Origin of the sequence: Ancylobacter radicis (assembly GCF_018449475.1) — a bacterium.
Taxonomy (GTDB): Bacteria; Pseudomonadota; Alphaproteobacteria; order Rhizobiales; family Xanthobacteraceae; genus Ancylobacter; species Ancylobacter radicis.
The window spans coordinates 111,753-129,335 of sequence record NZ_JAHCQH010000020.1; the positions used below are offsets into that span (position 1 = coordinate 111,753).

Annotated in this window: 19 protein-coding genes; 11 read left to right on the forward strand and 8 right to left on the reverse strand. The window is 67.3% G+C overall.

Annotated elements, in window-relative coordinates:
* Nucleotides 1-2 precede the first annotated feature (2 nt).
* On the forward strand, nt 3-2,222 hold the full coding sequence (locus tag KIP89_RS15245) for a xanthine dehydrogenase family protein molybdopterin-binding subunit (protein WP_213756436.1): 2,220 nt from the start codon (nt 3-5) through the stop codon (nt 2,220-2,222).
* 55 nt (nt 2,223-2,277) lie between these two features.
* Here KIP89_RS15245 and KIP89_RS15250 read toward each other — a convergent pair whose 3' ends face one another.
* The gene (locus KIP89_RS15250) at nt 2,278-3,120 is read right to left on the reverse strand and encodes a helix-turn-helix transcriptional regulator (protein WP_213756437.1); all 843 of its coding nucleotides are present in this window, start codon (nt 3,118-3,120) and stop codon (nt 2,278-2,280) included.
* A gap of 78 nt (nt 3,121-3,198) precedes the next feature.
* Between KIP89_RS15250 and KIP89_RS15255 the strand changes: the two genes are divergently transcribed.
* The 9 genes from KIP89_RS15255 (at nt 3,199) to soxA (ending at nt 10,674) form a co-directional block, all read left to right on the forward strand.
* The gene (locus KIP89_RS15255; RefSeq protein ID WP_213756438.1) at nt 3,199-4,104 is read left to right on the forward strand and encodes an SDR family oxidoreductase; all 906 of its coding nucleotides are present in this window, start codon (nt 3,199-3,201) and stop codon (nt 4,102-4,104) included.
* A 290-nt stretch (nt 4,105-4,394) separates the two neighbouring features.
* Nucleotides 4,395-4,853 carry a (2Fe-2S)-binding protein gene (locus tag KIP89_RS15260; RefSeq protein ID WP_213756439.1) on the forward strand — a complete coding sequence of 153 codons (459 nt, stop codon included), beginning with the start codon at nt 4,395-4,397 and terminating at the stop codon, nt 4,851-4,853.
* A gap of 10 nt (nt 4,854-4,863) precedes the next feature.
* Nucleotides 4,864-7,050 carry a xanthine dehydrogenase family protein molybdopterin-binding subunit gene (locus KIP89_RS15265; protein WP_213756440.1) on the forward strand — a complete coding sequence of 729 codons (2,187 nt, stop codon included), beginning with the start codon at nt 4,864-4,866 and terminating at the stop codon, nt 7,048-7,050.
* Complete coding sequence (locus KIP89_RS15270) at nt 7,050-7,355, forward strand: c-type cytochrome (protein WP_213756441.1); 306 nt, start codon at nt 7,050-7,052, stop codon at nt 7,353-7,355. Before KIP89_RS15265 ends, KIP89_RS15270 begins: the two co-directional genes overlap by 1 nt.
* Before the next feature lie 7 nt (nt 7,356-7,362).
* Entirely contained in the window at nt 7,363-8,607 is a 1,245-nt protein-coding gene (locus KIP89_RS15275; RefSeq protein WP_250152535.1) for an NAD(P)/FAD-dependent oxidoreductase, read from the forward strand.
* Nucleotides 8,608-8,612: 5 nt separating this feature from the next.
* On the forward strand, nt 8,613-9,071 hold the full coding sequence (gene soxX, locus KIP89_RS15280) for a sulfur oxidation c-type cytochrome SoxX (protein WP_213756443.1): 459 nt from the start codon (nt 8,613-8,615) through the stop codon (nt 9,069-9,071).
* Between the two features lie 3 nt (nt 9,072-9,074).
* Complete coding sequence (locus KIP89_RS15285) at nt 9,075-9,560, forward strand: SoxY-related AACIE arm protein (RefSeq protein ID WP_213756444.1); 486 nt, start codon at nt 9,075-9,077, stop codon at nt 9,558-9,560.
* Entirely contained in the window at nt 9,557-9,877 is a 321-nt protein-coding gene (soxZ, locus tag KIP89_RS15290) for a thiosulfate oxidation carrier complex protein SoxZ (protein WP_213756445.1), read from the forward strand. The genes KIP89_RS15285 and soxZ overlap by 4 nt, the downstream gene beginning before the upstream one ends.
* Entirely contained in the window at nt 9,877-10,674 is a 798-nt protein-coding gene (gene soxA / locus KIP89_RS15295) for a sulfur oxidation c-type cytochrome SoxA (protein ID WP_213756446.1), read from the forward strand. The genes soxZ and soxA overlap by 1 nt, the downstream gene beginning before the upstream one ends.
* A 39-nt stretch (nt 10,675-10,713) precedes the next feature.
* Here the strand turns inward: soxA and KIP89_RS15300 are convergent, their stop codons facing one another.
* Both KIP89_RS15300 and KIP89_RS15305 read right to left on the reverse strand, forming a co-directional pair.
* A complete protein-coding gene (locus tag KIP89_RS15300) occupies nt 10,714-12,258 on the reverse strand; it encodes a sensor histidine kinase (protein WP_213756447.1) in 1,545 nt (514 codons plus the stop codon).
* Nucleotides 12,255-12,974 carry a response regulator gene (locus tag KIP89_RS15305; RefSeq protein ID WP_213756448.1) on the reverse strand — a complete coding sequence of 240 codons (720 nt, stop codon included), beginning with the start codon at nt 12,972-12,974 and terminating at the stop codon, nt 12,255-12,257. Before KIP89_RS15305 ends, KIP89_RS15300 begins: the two co-directional genes overlap by 4 nt.
* A gap of 281 nt (nt 12,975-13,255) precedes the next feature.
* Here KIP89_RS15305 and KIP89_RS15310 point away from each other — a divergent pair, with 281 nt between their 5' ends.
* On the forward strand, nt 13,256-13,531 hold the full coding sequence (locus KIP89_RS15310; RefSeq protein ID WP_213756449.1) for a hypothetical protein: 276 nt from the start codon (nt 13,256-13,258) through the stop codon (nt 13,529-13,531).
* A 259-nt stretch (nt 13,532-13,790) separates the two neighbouring features.
* On the opposite strand, the gene KIP89_RS15315 is transcribed toward KIP89_RS15310, so the two are convergent.
* The 5 genes from KIP89_RS15315 to cobU form a co-directional block, all read right to left on the reverse strand.
* Nucleotides 13,791-14,135, reverse strand: coding sequence for an RNA polymerase sigma factor (locus tag KIP89_RS15315; protein WP_369807172.1), 345 nt, complete (start codon nt 14,133-14,135; stop codon nt 13,791-13,793).
* A 256-nt stretch (nt 14,136-14,391) separates the two neighbouring features.
* Nucleotides 14,392-15,834 carry a cobyric acid synthase gene (locus KIP89_RS15320; RefSeq protein ID WP_213756619.1) on the reverse strand — a complete coding sequence of 481 codons (1,443 nt, stop codon included), beginning with the start codon at nt 15,832-15,834 and terminating at the stop codon, nt 14,392-14,394.
* A 166-nt stretch (nt 15,835-16,000) separates the two neighbouring features.
* Nucleotides 16,001-16,225: an NINE protein gene (locus tag KIP89_RS15325; protein WP_213756451.1), complete on the reverse strand. Its 225-nt coding sequence runs from the start codon at nt 16,223-16,225 to the stop codon at nt 16,001-16,003.
* Between the two features lie 135 nt (nt 16,226-16,360).
* Complete coding sequence (cobO, locus tag KIP89_RS15330; RefSeq protein ID WP_213756452.1) at nt 16,361-16,975, reverse strand: cob(I)yrinic acid a,c-diamide adenosyltransferase; 615 nt, start codon at nt 16,973-16,975, stop codon at nt 16,361-16,363.
* Nucleotides 16,972-17,484 (reverse strand): bifunctional adenosylcobinamide kinase/adenosylcobinamide-phosphate guanylyltransferase, encoded by a 513-nt coding sequence (gene cobU, locus KIP89_RS15335; RefSeq protein ID WP_213756453.1) that lies wholly within the window; start codon nt 17,482-17,484, stop codon nt 16,972-16,974. The genes cobO and cobU overlap by 4 nt, the downstream gene beginning before the upstream one ends.
* Between the last annotated feature and the right edge of the window lie 99 nt (nt 17,485-17,583).

Below are 17,583 nucleotides of genomic sequence, written 5' to 3' on the forward strand. Positions count from 1 at the left end.
CCATGCCGGTACATGTCCAGCCTCGCGCGACGCCCCTCTCGCGGCGCAGCTTCCTCGTCACGCTTGGCGCAACCGGCATCGCCGTGGCCTTCGGCGATCTGCTCCCTCCCGCGCACGCCTCCGATATCACAGGGGCGGCGGTCGGCGACTTCGCGCCCAATGCGTGGGTGACCATCGCCGCCGACGGGACCGTCAGCCTCATATGTCCGGCCGTCGAGATGGGACAGGGCGTGCAGACCGCGCTGCCGCTGCTCATCGCCGAGGACATGGACGCCGACTGGGAGAAGGTGCGGGTCGTGCAGGCGCCCTCCGATGCGGGAAAATACGGTAATCCCGGCTTCTACGGTATCCAGCTGACGGGCGGCAGCGAGAGCACGCGCGGCTATTACCAGTTGTTACGCCTGGCCGGCGCGCAGACACGCAAGGTTCTTCTGGCCGCCGCCGCCACGCGGCTGGAGGTGCCGGTCCGCGAACTCGCGACCGAGCCGGGCCGGGTCGTGCACGCCCGCAGCGGGCGCTCGCTCGGCTATGGCGAGATCGCGGCGACGGGGATGCTGCCCGATCCGCTGCCGCAGGCGACGGAGGCGGACCTTAAGCCGGCCGACCAATGGCGCTATATTGGCCGCCGCGATGTCGATCGCATTGACGTGCCCTCCAAGGTCAATGGCACGGCACAATTCGGCATCGATGTTGACCTGCCGGGCATGCTTTATGGAGCGGTCCTGCGCGCGCCGGTGCCCGGCGAGCGGCCCGCGCACATCGACGATGCCGCAGCCAGGACGGTGACCGGCATCACCCGGATCGTTCCACTGCCTTATGGCGTCGGTGTCATTGGCGAGAGCACGGATGCGGCGCGGCGTGCCAAGGAGGCACTGGTGGTGACCTGGAGCACCACGTCGCGGGTGCGCCGCTATGACAGCGCCATACTGGCGGAAACGTACCGGGATGTCGGACGCGATCTCGCCCAGCCCGGCGTACCGGCGCGCGCCGTCGGCGATGCGCCCGGCTCCATCGCCGGTGCGGCACGGGTGATCGTCGCCGATTATGTGACCGACCATGTCCACCACGCCACCATGGAGCCGATGAACGCCACCGCGCTCGTCTCGGGCGATCTGGTCGAGATCTGGGCGCCAACGCAGGGCCCCACGGCGACGCAGGGCTTCGCCGCCGCCGCCGCGGGGACCAGCCCGGACAAGGTCAAGGTCCACACCACCCTCATCGGCGGCGGCTTCGGCCGCCGGGCCGAGGACGATTTCATCACCGATGCGGTGTTGCTCGCTCGGGAGGTCGAAGGCCGTCCCGTCAAGGTGACCTGGAGCCGCGAGGATGATGTGCGGCACGGCAAGTACCGGCCGCTCGCCGCCCAGCATGTGGAGGTGGGGCTGGACGAGGCGGGCAATATTGTCGGCTGGCGTCACCGCGTAGTGGCCGACTCGATCTTCGCCCGGACCTTGCCCGAGATGTTCAAGAGTGATGGGGGCCTCGACACCGTCGTCACCGACGGGACCCTCTTCAACTATCGCGTTCCCGCTCATCTGGTGGAGTACATCCGGCAGGACAATGCGCGCGATATCGGATTCTGGCGGGCCGTCGGCTATGGCCAGAATAATTTCGGCGTCGAGTGCACCCTCGACGAAGTGGCGGCGGCACGGGGTGTCGATCCGGTCTCGCTCCGGCTCGAACTGCTGAGCGGGCAGCCCCGCGCGCAGAAGGTGATCGAGGCCGTCGCGCGCATGGCCGAATGGGAGCGCCCTCGCGAGGGGCGGGCCCTTGGGCTGGCCTATACCGATGCCTTCGAGGCGCATTGCGCGCAGGTCGTCGAGGTGTCGCTGGATCGCGAGAGCGGGGAAATCCGCGTGCATGACGTGTGGTGCGTGGTCGATCCGGGCATCGCGGTGCAGCCGCGCAACATCGAGGCCCAGATCGTCGGCGCGATCCTCTTTGGCGCCAGTCACGCGCTCTATGAGCAGATCAACATCGTGGCGGGAGAGGTGCAGGAAACCAATTTCGACACCTACCGCATCCTGCGCATGTCGGAGATGCCCCGCATTCATGTTCAGGTGACGCCGACCCCGGAGAACAAGCCGGCCGGCATCGGCGAGATCGGCTTGCCTCCGGTCGGTCCGGCCATCGCCAACGCCGTCGCCCGCCTCACCGGTGGCGTGCGGCTGCGGCACTACCCGTTCCTGCCGGAAAGGGTAAAGGCGGCGCTGGCCGGCTGACCGATATTGGCCCCGTATGTGTCGGCGCGGCTCGAAGACCCGGCGCCGACATCCATCACCGCTCTGCGCGGCTGCACAGCCGGTGCATCTTTTCCAGGTCAGCGTTATTGGCCGGCACATAGGCCATCAGCCTGAGGTCCGGTCTGCCGTCGATGGCAAAGGACGAGAATTCGAAAGTGATCTCGCCAACGGCTGCGTGGCAGATCGTCTTCACGCCTTCCCCGGTCATCTGCACGTCGTTCTCGCTCCACAGGCGTGTGAAGTCGGCGCTTTTGGCGGAGAGTTCCGCGACCAGTTCGCGCGCCCGCTCGTCCTCACCCGCCCGCGCGGATTCGGCGCGAAAGGTGGCTACCAGGAAACGTGCGACGGCTTCCCAATCGCCCTGGGCCGCGCGGGTCGCCGGATTGAGGAACATCCGTCGCAAGATGTTGCGCTCATTTGGCGCGAGGGCTTCGTAGTCGGTGAGAACAAGCCGTGCGGCGCGGTTCCAGCCGATGATGTCCCATGTCGACGTTGCGACGGTCGCCGGGATCATCGGCATGGCGTCGAGGAACCGTTGCAGCCGCCCCGAAATGCCCTGCTGCGCCGGGATGCGAGCTTTCGGCGGATGGCCGATGCCGACCAGGAACAGGTGCTCCCGCTCCGCCTCGGTCATCATGAGCGCATTGGCGAGGCTGTCGAGCACGCGCGGCGAGGGGGCGCCGCCGCGGCCCTGTTCGAGCCATGTGTACCAGGTGGTGCTGATATGGGCCCGCTGGGCCACTTCCTCCCGCCGCAGACCCGGCGTGCGCCGACGACCGCCAAAGCCGAGAGCGGCGGCGTCGAGCCGCTGCCGGCGGTCCTTCAGGAACGCGCCAAGGCGGTTTGTTTCGCAGGTGCTGTCCAGTCTGGTAGTCATTATACCCGTATAAAGTCACATCTTTAACTGGTTGTATTCTGGCGAATATTCTCCTCCTCGACAAGAAGGAGGACAGTCATGCGAGTATTTGTGACCGGCGCGACCGGCTTCGTCGGCTCCGCCGTGACGGCGGAACTGCTGGCTCACGGCCATCGGGTTCTGGGGCTTGCGCGGTCGGATCGGAGTGCGGAGGAACTCGGACGGGTGGGCGCGGAGGTTCTTCGCGGGAACCTCCAGGCTCCTGAAACGCTTCGGCAGGGCGCGCAGCTCTGTGAGGCCGTCATCCATACCGGCTTCATCCACGACTTCTCCCGGTTCGCGGAAGCCTGCGCGATCGATCGGGCCGCCATTGAGGCACTCGGCGCGGCCATCGAAGGGACAGCCAAGCCGCTGATCGTCACGGCGGGCCTTGCTTCCCTCAACGCTCCCGGACCCGTTGCCCTGGAGGTCGACGCCGCCCTCCCTCCGTCCGACAGCTATCCACGGGCCTCCGAAGCCGCGGCGCGGGCTCTCGCCGAGCGCGGCATTCGGGCGGGGATCATGCGCCTGCCTCCGTCGGTGCATGGCAGAGGCGACCACGGCTTCGTCCCGTTGCTGATCGACATGGCGCGGCGGAAGGGCCGCTCGGCCTGTATCGGCGAGGGCGAAAACGCCTGGCCCGCCGTGCATGTGGAGGATGCCGCCCGCGCCTTTCGCCTCGCTGTCGAGCATGGGCCGGGCACCGCGACATTCCACGCGGTGGCTGAAGAAGGCATCCCGTTCCGACAGATTGCGCAGGCGATTGCGGCGGGTCTGGGCGTTCCCTTCGTCTCGCTGACGCCGGATGAGGCGCGCGATCATTTCGGCTGGTTCGTCGACTTCGCGTCGATGGATCAGCGCGCCTCCAGCCGGCAAACCCAGGCCACGCTGAGATGGAGCCCCTCGGGGCCTGACCTTCTGACCGACATTCAGGAAGCGGGCTATTTCGAATCCCGCCCGCTCTGACGGCGAAAGAGGGTCAGAGGCCGAGCCCCCCGGCGACGACGGCCCCGCGCCGGAGGGCAGGGCGCGTCGCCTCGGTCGAAGCCGCGACTGTCCTACTTTGTATCAATTCTTATCAAGCCGTGCCTTGGCGACACATCGCGACAAAACAAGGCGGAGGCGGCACGCTTCTGCGACACCGCGCCCCTAGCGTTCCACCGTCAACGAACGCACGCCGCGACGCGCGCTGGGCGCCTATGCCTTCAGCTCCGGGCGGCAACGATATGCACCGTTTCTCCAGTCGGGGTCCCATCATGGTTCAACTCACCATCAACGGGCAGATGCACGAGATCGAGGCCGAGCCCGATACGCCGCTTCTCTGGGTGCTGCGCGAACAGGCTGGCCTCACCGGCACCAAATTCGGCTGTGGCGTCGCGCAATGCGGCGCCTGCACGGTTCACATCGACGGCGTGGCCACGCGGTCCTGCGTGATGCCGCTGGAAGCCATCGGTGCCGACCAGAAGATCGTGACCATTGAGGGCCTGTCGCCGGATGGCTCGCACCCCGTGCAGAAGGCCTGGCTGGCGCTTGAGGTTCCGCAGTGCGGCTATTGCCAGACCGGCATGATCATGGCGGTCGCCAGCCTGCTGGAGACCAACCCCAAGCCGACCGACGACGACATCAATGCCGAGATCACCAATATCTGCCGCTGCGGCACTTATAACCGCGTCCGAGCCGCCATCCACATGGTGGCCGACGGCAAGGCCGGCTGAGGAGAGCGAGATGAGCATCATTCAGTCGGTATCGCGCCGCAACTTCATCGTCGGCTCCGCCGCCACCGTTGGCGGTCTGTCGCTCGGCTTCCACGTTCCGTTCGCCGCGCTGGCGCAGGACGCGGCAGCCGCAGGGCCGCCGGAAGTCAATGCCTGGGTCGTGGTGAAGCCCGACGACACGGTCGTCATCCGGGTGGCCCGCTCGGAAATGGGCCAGGGAACGCTCACCGGCCTTGCCCAACTCGTCGCCGAGGAGCTGGAATGCGACTGGTCGAAGGTCACCACCGAATATCCCACGCCGGGTGAGAACCTGAAGCGCGACCGCGTCTGGGGCAGCTATTCCACCGGCGGCAGTCGCGGCATCCGCGATTCCCATGATTACGTCCGCAAGGGCGGTGCCGCCGCGCGCCACATGCTGATCGCTGCGGCGGCGGCGGAATGGAAGGTGCCGGCCGGCGAATGCACGGCCGCCAACAGCATCATCACCCACACGCCCAGCGGGCGCACCACCAGCTTCGGCAAGGTCGCCGACGCCGCCGGCCGCCTGACGCCGCCCGCCGAGGTGACGCTGAAGGACCCGAAGGACTGGAAGATCGCCGGCAAGCCGCTGGCGCGTCTCGACACGGTGGAAAAACTCACCGGCAAGCAGATTTACGGCGCCGACCTCACGCTGCCGGGCATGCTCAACGCCGCCATCAAGGCCTGCCCCACCTTCGGCGGCAGGCTGGTGAGCTTCGATGCGGCGGCGGTCGAGAAGATGCCCGGCGTGAAGAAGGTGGTGAAGGTGGACGACACCGCCGTCGCCGTCGTCGCCGATACGTGGTGGCGCGCCAAGACGGCGCTTGATGCCCTGCCGATCGTCTGGGATGACGGCCCCAACAAGGGTCTCAGCAGCGCGAGCATCCGCCAGATGCTGGCGGAGGGGTTGGACGCCACGGATGCCTTCATCGGCAACAGTCAGGGCGATGCCAAGGCCGAGCTGGCCCGCGTGACGGCCGCCGGCGGCAAGGTGATCACCGCCACCTACGCCTACCCGTACCAGAACCACGCCACCATGGAGCCGATGAACGCCACCGCGCTCTACACCTCGGACAAATGCGAGGTGTGGGTGCCGACGCAGAACGGCGAGGCCAGTCTCGCGGCCGTCGCCGAGGCGTCCGGTCTGCCGGTCGCCCAGTGCGAGGTCTACAAGATCAATCTCGGCGGCGGCTTCGGTCGGCGCGGCAATTTCCAGGACTATGTCCGCCAGTCGGTCAGCATCGCCAAGCAGATGCCCGGCACCCCGGTCAAGCTGCTGTGGTCGCGCGAGGAGGACATGCTCCACGGCGCCTATCACCCGACCACGCAGGCCAAGCTCACCGGCGCGCTGGACGCGGATGGCAATTTGACCGCGCTCCACATGCGCATTTCCGGCCAGTCGATCCTTGCCTGGGTGCGGCCGGAAGGCATGCAGGGCGGCATGGACCCGGTGGTGTTCCAGGGGCTGACCGCGAAACTGCCGGAAGGCCATCTCGCCTATACCGTGCCCAACCTCCTCATCGATCACGCCATGCGCAACCCGCCGATCCCGCCGGGATTCTGGCGCGGCGTGAACCTCAACCAGAACGCCATCTACATGGAGTGCTTCGTCGACGAGCTGGCCCATGCGGCCGGCGCCGAGCCGCTCGCCTTCCGGCGCAAGCTGATGGTCAATCATCCCAAGCACCTCGCCGTGCTGGAGGCGGCGGCCAGGGGCATCGGTTGGGACACGCCGCCAGCCGAGGGTCGCTTCCGTGGCCTTGGCCAGATCATGGGCTTCGGCTCCTATGTCGCGGCCGCCGCCGAGGTGTCGGTCGAGGATGGCCAGCTCAAGATCCACCGCATCGTCGCCGCCACCGATCCCGGCCATGTGGTCAACCCGGCGCAGGTCGAGCGGCAGGTGGAGGGCTCGTTCGTCTATGGCCTGTCCGCATGCCTCTATGGCGAGTGCACGGTCGCGGGCGGCCGGATGGAACAGGAGAACTTCGACACGTATGAGGTGCTTCGCATGGCGCAGATGCCGGCGGTGGAGACCATTATCCTGCCCTCCGGCGGCTTCTGGGGCGGTGTTGGCGAGCCGACCATCGCGGTCGCGGCGCCGGCGGTGCTCAATGCGCTGTTCGCCGCGACCGGCAAGCGTTACCGCACCATGCCGCTGAAGAACCACGAGCTTGCCTGATGTGGCGGGTTCATCTCGTACTGGCGGCGCTGTGGATCTTCGTGTCCGCCGCGCCGGCAGATGCCGCGCCGCCGCGCGGGGCGACCTCCTGTTCGGGATGCCATCCGCGCACCGCCGGAAAGGGGCCCGTCCCGAGCTTGAACGGACAGCCCGCCGAGCAGATTGTCGCGCAGATGGCGGCGTTCCGCACCGGCGAGCGCCGCTCGACCGTGATGGCGCGTATCGCCAAGGGTTTCACCGATGAGGAAACGCGCGCCATCGCCGACTATTTCGCCGCGGGCGGCAACGCTCCCGCTCAGCCGTAGGAGCGTCTTGCGGGGACTGGCGGCCGGCGCGGGTGTTGCGCTCGGCAGCCCCATGGTCCTCGCGCAGACCGCGCCCAAGGTCGTGGTGATCGGCGGCGGTTTCGCCGGCGCCAGCTTTGCCCGCGCCATCAAGCGGGAAGACCCGCAAATAGCGGTCGCCCTGATCGAGCCCAATGCGCATTACACCGCCTGCCCGCTCAGCAATGCGGTGATTGCCGGCCTGCGGGATATGGAGGCGCAGCATTTCGGCTATGCCGGGATCGAGGCGGACGGCATCGTTCACGTGCAGCAGAAGGCGATCGGGATCGACCCCGAACAGCGCCGCGTGGTGCTCACCGACGAGGTGCGGCTCTCCTATGACCGCCTGATCGTCGCGCCGGGCATCGATATGCGCCTCGACGCCATTCCCGGCTATGATGCGAATGCCGCCGAACGGATGCCGCACGCCTGGAAGGCGGGGGAGCAGACCTTGCTGCTGCGCCGTCAATTGGAGGCCATGGAGGATGGCGGGCTGGTCGTCATCTCCGCGCCGGCCAATCCGTTTCGCTGCCCGCCCGGACCCTATGAACGGGCGAGCCTGATCGCGCACTACCTCAAGGCCAACAAGCCGCGCTCGAAGATCCTCATTCTCGACGCCAAGGAAGCCTTCTCCAAGCAGCGCCTGTTCGAGGCCGGATGGGCCGCGCTCTACCCCGGCATGATCGAATGGGTGTCGCTGTCCTTCGGCGGCGCGGTGACCGAGGTGGACGTCGCGACCCGGACGCTGCGCACCGAATTTGGCGATCATCGCGCGGCGGTGGCGAATGTCATCCCCCCGCAGCGCGCCGGGGCCATCGCCGCGCTCGCCGGCGTCGCCGACCGCACGGGCTGGTGCCCGATCGACCCCGTGACTTTCGAATCCCGGCTGGTGCCGAACATCCACGTCCTCGGCGATGCCGTCATCGGCGGCGCCATGCCGAAATCCGCCTTCAGCGCCAACGCGCAGGCGAAGGCCGGCGCCGATGCCGTGATCGCCCTGCTGCGCGGCCGGGACCCCAGCGCGCCCAAGCTGATCAACACCTGCTACAGCCTGCTGGCGCCGGATTACGGCATCTCGATCGCCGGCGTGTACAGCCCCAAGGACGGCCTGCTCGCCGAGGTGGAGGGCGCCGGCGGCACCTCGCCGCTCGATGCGTCCTTGGCCGAGCGCGCCGAGGAGGCCGCCTATGGCGAGGCGTGGTTCGACACCATCACCGCGGAAGCCTTCGGGTGAGGCGGATGACGGGCGCATCGGCCGCTGCCGCCCTGCTCATGGGGATTCCGGGCACTGCGCGGGCCGACGACACCCCGGTCCGCCCGCTCGCGCCCTATGTCGTCACAGCAGATGCCATCAACGAGCCGCTTGCCGGCCAGCGCGGGGACCCCGCCCGTGGGCAGGTTCTGCTCAGCGAGCGGCATCGCAGCCTTTGCATTCTCTGCCACGCTTTGCCGTCCGGCGCCGCGCCGCTTCAGGGCACGCTGGCGCCGAGCCTCGCCGGCATTGGCGCCCGGCTCAGCGAAGGCCAGATCCGGCTGCGCATCGTCGACATGAAGCGGCTCAACCCTTCGAGCATCATGCCGGCCTATTATTCGCTCTACAGCGGCGCCCGGACCGCGCCGGCATGGCAGGACAAGCCGGTGCTCGAGGCGGCGGAAATCGAGCATCTGGTCGCCTATCTCGTGACGTTGAAGGAGTGAGCGATGACCGAGCCCACCACTCGTGATCCCTTGGGCAACACGGCGCTCGGCCGGCGCGCCGTGCTCGCCGGCGGCATCGGTCTTCTGGTGCTCGCGCTGTCGGTGCGGGCGCTGGCGCGTCCCTCGCTCCAGCAGGCCGTTGCCGGCTTCACCGGCGGCGCGCCGGTGACGGCAGGGCGGGTGAAACTCACCCTTCCCCCGTTGGTCGAAAACGGCAATGCGGTCGGCGTCACCATCGACGTCGAGAGCCCGATGACGGCGCAGTCCCATGTGCGCCGGATCGCCCTGTTCAACGAGAAGAACCCGCAGGCCGACATCGCGGTGTTCCGGCTCGGCCCGCATAACGGCCGGGCGCGCATCGCCACCCGCATCCGGCTGGCCACCTCCCAGACGGTGATCGCGGTCGCCGAGCTGAGCGACGGCACCTATTGGTCGAGCGAGGCCAATGTCATCGTCACGCTCGCGGCCTGCATCGAGGACCTGACATGACCAAAGCCCTCGTCAGCGTTCCCAAGACCGCCCGGCGCGGCGACATCATCGACATAAGGGCGATGATCGCCCACCCGATGGAGACCGGCTACCGCATGGGGCCGAACGGCGTCGAGATCCCCCGGCGGATCATCACGCGGTTCGTCTGCACCTATGGCGGCGAGGAGGTGTTCTTCGCCGAGTTCTTCCCCGCCGTCTCGGCCAATCCCTTCGTGTCGTTCAGCCTCATCGCCTCGGCCAGCGGCACGGTTGGGTTTGAATGGACCGACGATCAGGGACAGACGGAAAGCGCCAGCGCCGAGATCGTGGTGACCTGATGCCGGGGCCGGCGGCACGCCTCATCGTCCTCACTGGCGTCACTGGTCTCCTCATCGTACTGACGAGCCACGCCTCGACGGACGACATTTCCCCCGGCGAGCGGCGCTCGGGCCGGGATTTCATGGCGCCGGAGACGCAGGCCATACAGGCGGACGACACCGCCAATCCCGGCATGCTCTGGGTCCTGCAAGGCGCCGGATTGTGGACGCAGAAGGCCGGCCCGGCGGACCAATCCTGCGCCAGCTGCCACGGCGCAGCGCAGGCCAGCATGCGCGGCGTCGCGGCGCGCTATCCCGCCCTTGATGCGGCAACCGGCAAACCCATCGACCTCACCGGCCGCATCGCCCAATGCCGCAGCGAACGCCAAGGCGGGACAGCCTTGCCGCGCGACGGCGACGAGCTTCTGGCCCTCACCACCTTTGTCGCCCACCAGTCGCGCGGCATGCCGATTGCGCCTCCCGACGACGCCCGCCTCACGCCGTTCCGCGACGCCGGGCGCCAGATCTTCACGACCCGCATGGGCCAGCTCGACCTCGCCTGCGCCTCCTGCCACGACGACAATTGGAACCAGCGTCTGGCCGGCAGCGCGGTCACGCAGGCGCATCCGACCGGTTACCCGCTGTATCGGCTGGAATGGCAGGGCATCGGCTCGCTGCAGCGCCGGCTGCGCAACTGCATGATCGGCGTGCGCGCCGAGCCCTTCGCCACCGGCTCCGACGACTTCATCGCGCTCGAGCTCTACCTGATGCAGCGCGCCGCGGGCATGGAGATGGAGACTCCCGGCATCCGCCCTTGAGCGACTTTGCTGTCCTCAAACAGCCGCCGGCCGAATGGCTTATTCCGCCGGCGTGCGCTGGACGGCAATGATGGACCGGCCGGCCCGACGAAATGAACGTGCCGTTCCCTTCGCTTCCGGCGTCGGCGTGGCCGCATGGGGCAGGCTGATCGTGGCGCGCAAGCCATGCCCGGTGTTGGCAAGGAGGATATCGCCGCCATGGTGGCGCACCATGTTGCGCGAGATCGACAGGCCAAGACCTATTCCGCCGGTCTCGCGATTGCGCGAATGTTCCATGCGGAAGAACGGCTCGAAAACCTTCTCGACGGCATCGGCGGGAATGCCGGGCCCGTCATCCTCGATCACGATCTCGATCGCTTGCGGTGTCGTCCGCAGCGAGACGCGCGCGCGTTCGCCATAGCGCACTGCGTTCTCCACGAGATTGCGTATCGCCCGCTTCAGCGCGTCGGGCCGGCAGCGGTAGCTGATCTGCTGCCCTTCGGCACAATATATCTCGTTGCCCAGTTCGACGAGGTCGTCGCACAGGCTGCCCACCAGTGCTGTGAGGTCCACATTCCGCGTGACTTCCTCGTTCGCCTGTTCGCGCGAGAAGGCCAGCGTCGCCTCGGTCATCGCGCGCAGTTCGTCGAGCGTGTCGAGCATCTTCTCGCGCGTCTCGTCGTCGGAGACGAATTCCGCCCGCAGCCGCAGCGAGGTGATCGGCGTGCGCAGGTCATGTCCGATCGCCGCCAGCATGCGGGTGCGGTCCTCGACGAAACGCTGGAGCCGCGACTGCATGAGATTGAACGCCACCGCCGTGTGGCGGATATCGTCCGGGCCCTTTTCCGAGAGCGGTGCCACGCTTTCTCCCCGTCCGAGTGCTTCCGCCGCCGCCGCGAGGCGTCGCATCGGCTTCGTCATCGTGCGGGCGATGAAGGCCGCGCACAGCGACAGGATGACCGCCGTCACGGCCAGGGAGATCAGCGAGCGCGTGGTCAGCATGCTGTTCACCATCTTTTTGGAGAACGCGCTGTTGAGCCAGGAGCCGTCTTTCAACTGCACGGCCAGACCCATCCCGCCGGCATCGTTCCAGTAGAGGAACTTGGCCGCCCGCGAGAGCGGCCAGGCATGGGCCGGCAGGTCGATCCAGGAGGAGGCCGCGGCGGCGCCGTTCGTCGCGGCCGGCGACATGACCGTGACGCTCACGGTCTGTGGCGCAGGCATCGAAGCGTCCGCTGCCGTCTCCCGCGATACCTGCTCGGTGCCGGCCAGATTGGCCAGTGTCGGCAGCGGCTCGGCGAGGCGCCGCTTGGCCTCCCCCCGCCAACTCTCGACATCGCCGGGGAAGCTCGGCGAGACCCAGAAGCGGGTGTAGCTGGTTCCGCTGGCCTGCAGGATGTCGTGCTGCACGGCGGGCGGAGTGGTCTCCAGCACCTGCGCCACCGAGGCGGTGCGGCTCAGGAATTCGGTCTTGGCCGCCCGCACCAGCGCGCCGCCGATCTCGTCGGTGAACAGCAGGAAGCTGATGCCCTGCGACAGAGCGAGCGCCAGCAGCATCACGGCGACAAAGCGGGCGGTCAGGCTGCGGTTCCACACGCCGATCATTGGCCTTCAACCTCGACCGAGAAGCTGTAACCGCCGCCCCAATGCGTCTTGATGAGCACCGGGGATTTCGGATCGATCTCGATCTTCTTGCGCAGTCGGCTGACCTGATTGTCGATCGCCCGATCGAAGGGCTCGGCGCTGCGCCCGACCGTCAGATCGAGCAACTGGTCGCGGCTCAGCACCATTCCGGCATGCTCCAGGAACACGCTCAGCAGCCGGAACTCCGCCGTGCTCAGGGGCACGGTGAGCCCGTCGGGGTCGATCAGTTCGCGCCGTCCGACATTCAGTGCCCAGCGTTCGAAGCGGACCTCCTTGGCCTTGAGCTGCCCGCGCTGCGGCGGCAGGCTCTGAACCCGCCGAAGCACCGCCTTGATGCGCGCCAGCAATTCGCGCGGGTTGAACGGCTTGGAGAGATAGTCGTCGGCGCCAAGTTCCAGCCCGACGATCCGGTCGGTCTCCTCCGCCATTGCCGTGAGCATGATGACCGGAAGATTGGTGGACTCGCGCAAATAGCGGCAAAGGGAGAGCCCATCCTCGCCGGGCATCATCACATCGAGCACAACCAGATCGAACGCGTTGCGCTCCATCAGGCGGCGGAACGAGGCCGCACTCTCCGCCAGCGACGTGCGATAGCCGTGTCGGTGCAGATATTTGCCGACCAGATCGCGGATGTCGCGATGGTCATCCACGATGGCGATGTGCGGTACGGCGTCCATATGAAAGCTCCACGCCTTTTACATACCGCCATCGCCCTTTCGCTGCTGGAAAAAATTGTAACAAATCGTATAGCCTCCAGTGTCCGGGACAAGGCGAGACAATTAGGTCCTGTATCTGAAGAAAATCTGCGACATGTGCCCCTTATGTTGAGTTCATCCAGCGACGGTAATGCGTGCCACGCAGGAGAACGTGACTAAATTCAGTAATTCTTATCTTTGATGAGTTTCTTCCTGTGCGGATAAACGTCCGATCAGGAGAAAAATGAACGGGACATGTCGCTATGAACGCTTTCAACTGGAAGATGACCGTCACCGCTACCATCCTTTCCCTGGTTGCCGCCGGCGTAGCCAATACGGCGCTGGCGGAGGGCGCGCGGTCTGCGGAAAAGACGGGCTATGAGGCTGCCGCCCGTGGAGCGAGCGAGCCGAAAGCCGCGGGCCAACCGGGCGCGCCACTGGTCGAGGGGCGCAACGCCTCGGTCAATGTGCCGCCGGCGCCTCCTCTCGAGACCTATATCCGGCGCTCCATCGAGATGGACAAACGCTCCAACCGCTGAGTGGGTCAGGCCTTGAGAAACGAGCGGGCGCGGGTCGAAAGGCCCGCGCCTTCGCGTTACTCGCCGGCGGCTCGGAGCCTATCGGCAAAGACATGCCGCCGCCTGAGGCCGAGGGGCGTTACGGCGCGATGCTGGGGGAGCCGGCCATGGCCACGTGACGAAGGTCATCGCCGAGGCCAGTGTCCCGGTGCTCTTGAACGGACCGGGGCCGCCTTATCGTGGGAGCCGCCCGGCAAGGGCCGGTGCGCGTTTTCCCATCTCAGAACCGATAGTTGAGGCCGATGCGGAAAAGCTGGAGATTGGCCTCGTTGGCGGCATCCCGGCCGATCACATCATCGCCCGGCCCATCGAAGCTCTGATAGACATAGCCGGTCGAGGCGCCGCTGCAGACGTCCGTGAGGGCTATGTTCGTCGCGCATCGAGCGAGATAAGCCTGCTTGTTCTCGGCACCCATGAAGGCATCGCCGCGCAGCAGGCCGACAAACACATCCTGCACAAGGTCTTCCGCCGTGACCGCGCTGCCAACGAGACGGCGCATGGCCCGCATCAAGCGTTCATGCTCAGTACGAAACAGATGGCCAAGATCGGAGGCAGCAGCCAGCACAGGCAAGGATCCAAATCCCGAAATGGCGCCAAGCGCACCGTTCCGGCCACTCTCTACGGAAAACGAGTTTATATAGCAATATCATTAGTTTAAATGTATTATAGAGTAAAAGTAGCCATCGAAAGGCATCAGAGCCAGTATCGGGGGCGTGGGCAATCGCGGTTGTCCGTACGGTCCGCTTCAGGGCGCCATGCACCCCGTGACTCTTAAACGGTACCTCGGGCATGGGGGCAAATAGGGGCGCGCCATGCCTCCCTCAGCCCCGCGCGATCTCCAGCAACCGGTCGAGATCGACATGGGCTTCCAGATGCGCGGCGAGGGCGTCGAGCGTGGCCTCGATGCCGGCCTCATAGGCGAGATCGGAGGGCGGGGCGCCGAGGCGGGCGAGCCAGTGGCGGCGCTGGCGGTCATCCGCGAACAGGCCATGCGCATAGGTGCCGATAACGCGGCCATCCTGTGACACCGCGCCCTCGTCTCCCGCGCCGTCGATCAGCGCGAAGGGGCGGGCGCGGCCGGGACCCTCGGTGACGCCCATATGCATCTCATAGCCGGCGAAGGGGACGCCCTCGGCCGTGCCGGTGACGGCGACGAGCCGCTTCTCGCCGGCCAGCACGGTGTCGACCTCCAAAAGGCCCAGCCCCGGCACGGTGGCGGGCGGGCCCTCAATACCCGCCGGGTCGGCGATGGAGCGGCCGAGCATCTGGTACCCGCCGCACAGGCCGAGCACCCGCCCGCCCCGCCGGACATGAGCCAGCAGGTCGATGTCCCAGCCCTCATGACGGAAGTCGGCCAGATCGGGGATCGTGGTCTTCGAGCCCGGCAGGATGACGAGATCGGCATCGGCCGGCAGCGGGGTGCCGGGCCGCACGCGGATGACCTCCACCGAGGGCTCGGCGTCGAGCGGGTCGAGATCGTCGAAATTGGCGATGCGCGGCAGCAGCGGCACGGCGATGCGCAGCTTGGCGTGTGGCTTCGCAATGGCAGCGGCGTCGAGCGCCAGTGCGTCTTCCGCCGGCAGGCGACGGGCGTGGGGAAAGAAGGGGATGAGCCCGAGCGCGGGCCAGTCGGTGCGGGCGGAAATCTCGTCCATGCCGCTGGCGAACAGGGTGGGGTCGCCACGAAAGCGGTTGACGAGGAAGCCACGGATCATCGCCGCATCGTCTTGTGGGAGCACGGCTTTTGTGCCGACGAGGCTGGCGATGACGCCGCCGCGGTCGATGTCGCCGATCAGGATGACGGGAACGTCGGCGGCGCGGGCAAAACCCATATTGGCGATGTCGCCGGCGCGCAGATTGATCTCGGAGGCCGAGCCGGCGCCTTCCACAAGAACGAGGTCGGCCTGTTCGCGCAGATGCGCATAGCTCTCCAGCACGGCGGCGAGCAGGCTGGGCTTCAGTTTCTGATAGTCGGCCGCCTTGGCATTGCCGCGCGAGCGGCCCTGCACCACCACCTGCGCGCCGATCTCGCTCTGGGGTTTCAGCAGGACCGGGTTCATGTGGACCGATGGCGCCACCCGCGCGGCGCGGGCCTGCAGCGCCTGCGCGCGGCCGATCTCGCCGCCATCTTCGGTGACGGCGGCGTTGTTCGACATGTTCTGCGGCTTGAAGGGGCGGACCTTCAGCCCGCGCAGGGTGAAGGCGCGGGCAAGGCCGGCGACGATCAGCGACTTGCCGACATCCGAACCGGTGCCCTGGAACATGAGGGCGAGGGGGTGGCGAGGAGGAGGCGTCATGCGCGCGCTTCCCACTTGGGACCCGTCGTGGCCGGGCTTGGCCCGGCCATCCATGTCTTTGCTAGCGCACGCGATTCAGGCGAAGTCGTGGATCCCCGGATCAAGTCCGGGGATGACGGCGTGACGAACCGGCTCAGCCGCGCCGTGTTTCCAGATAGTCGACGCGCCGTTCCAGATTGGATTCGCGCACCATGCCGGGGATCAGGAACAGGTCGATGAGCTGGCCGATGCCGAGCAGGCCGAGGGTCAGCAGCCACAGCGCGCCGGTCCAGTAGCGGCCGGCGTAGAAACGGTGAATGCCGCACACGCCGATGAGGCAGAAGAACCAGAACAGATAGGCGATCGGGGTGGAACGCATAGACGCGTTGCTCCGTAGCAGGATCACGCCGCGACAGCCGGCGTCCTCCTAGAGATAGGAAGCGACGTGCCGGATTTCGAGATCGCACGGGCCAGAAGCTGCGGGATATTCGGACACGGCGTGGCTCGGGGGCCATCAGAACTCGATGCCTTTCTGCGCCTTCACCCCGGCTTTGAAATGGTGCTTCACCAGCCCCATCTCGGTGACGAGATCGGCCGCCTCGATCAGCGCCGGCTTGGCGTTTCGGCCGGTGACGACGACGTGCAGCCCCTCCCGCCGCGTGGCCAGTGTGGTGACCAGTGTGTCCAGCGGAAGGTACTCATAGCGCAGGGCGATGTTCAGTTCGTCCAGGATGAGCAGGCCGATGCTCGGGTCGGCCATCAGCTCCTGCGCCTTCTCCCACGCCCGCGTGGCGGCGGCGATGTCGCGGGCGATGTCCTGCGTCTCCCAGGTGAAGCCCTCGCCCATGGAATGCCACGCCACCCGGTCGCCGAAGCTCTCCAGCGCCGCGCGCTCGCCGCTGTCCCACGCGCCCTTGATGAACTGCACCACGCCGACGCGCCCGCCATGGCCGAGCGTGCGCAAGGCGAGACCGAAGGCGGCGGTGGATTTGCCCTTGCCCGGCCCGGTATGGACGATGAGCAGGCCCTTCTCGATGGTCTTCTCCGCCACTTCGGCGTCCTGCACCGCCTTGCGCTTTTCCATCTTGGCGCGGTGGCGGGCGGCTTCTTCCGGGGAAATTTCGCTCATCTCTCGTCCTTCACCATCATGGGCAGCCCGGCGACCATGAAGATCACGCGGGACGCGCGCGCCGCCACGCTCTGGTTCAGCCGGCCCTGCGCGTCGCGAAAACGCCGGCCCAGCGCATTGTCCGGCACGATGGACAGGCCGACCTCGTTCGATACCGCGACCACCGGCCCGTCATGGGCGGCCAGCGCCTCCACCAGCGCCGCGCATTCGATCACAAGGTCCGCCTCCGCCAGCATCCGGTTGCTGAGCCACAATGTGAGGCAATCGACCAGCACCGGCACCCCGGCGGGCAGGGCGCTCACCGCCGCGGCGAGATCATGCGGGGCGTCGATCGTTTCCCAGCCCGCGCCGCGCCGGCCGCGATGCTCGGCGATGCGGGCGGCCATCTCGTCATCCCAAGCCTGTGCCGTCGCGATGTAGCGCCAGGGCGGGGGGAGCGCCTCGATCAGGGATTCGCCATGGCGGCTCTTGCCCGAGCGGGCGCCGCCGAGCACGAGCGTCAGCGCCACGGGACACCCGGGGCAGGGCGCGGCTCAATCATCGTCACGGCTCCTGTCCTCTGCGGCCTCAAGGCGGCGGACTATAGCGAGGGCGGATCGCCGGGCAAC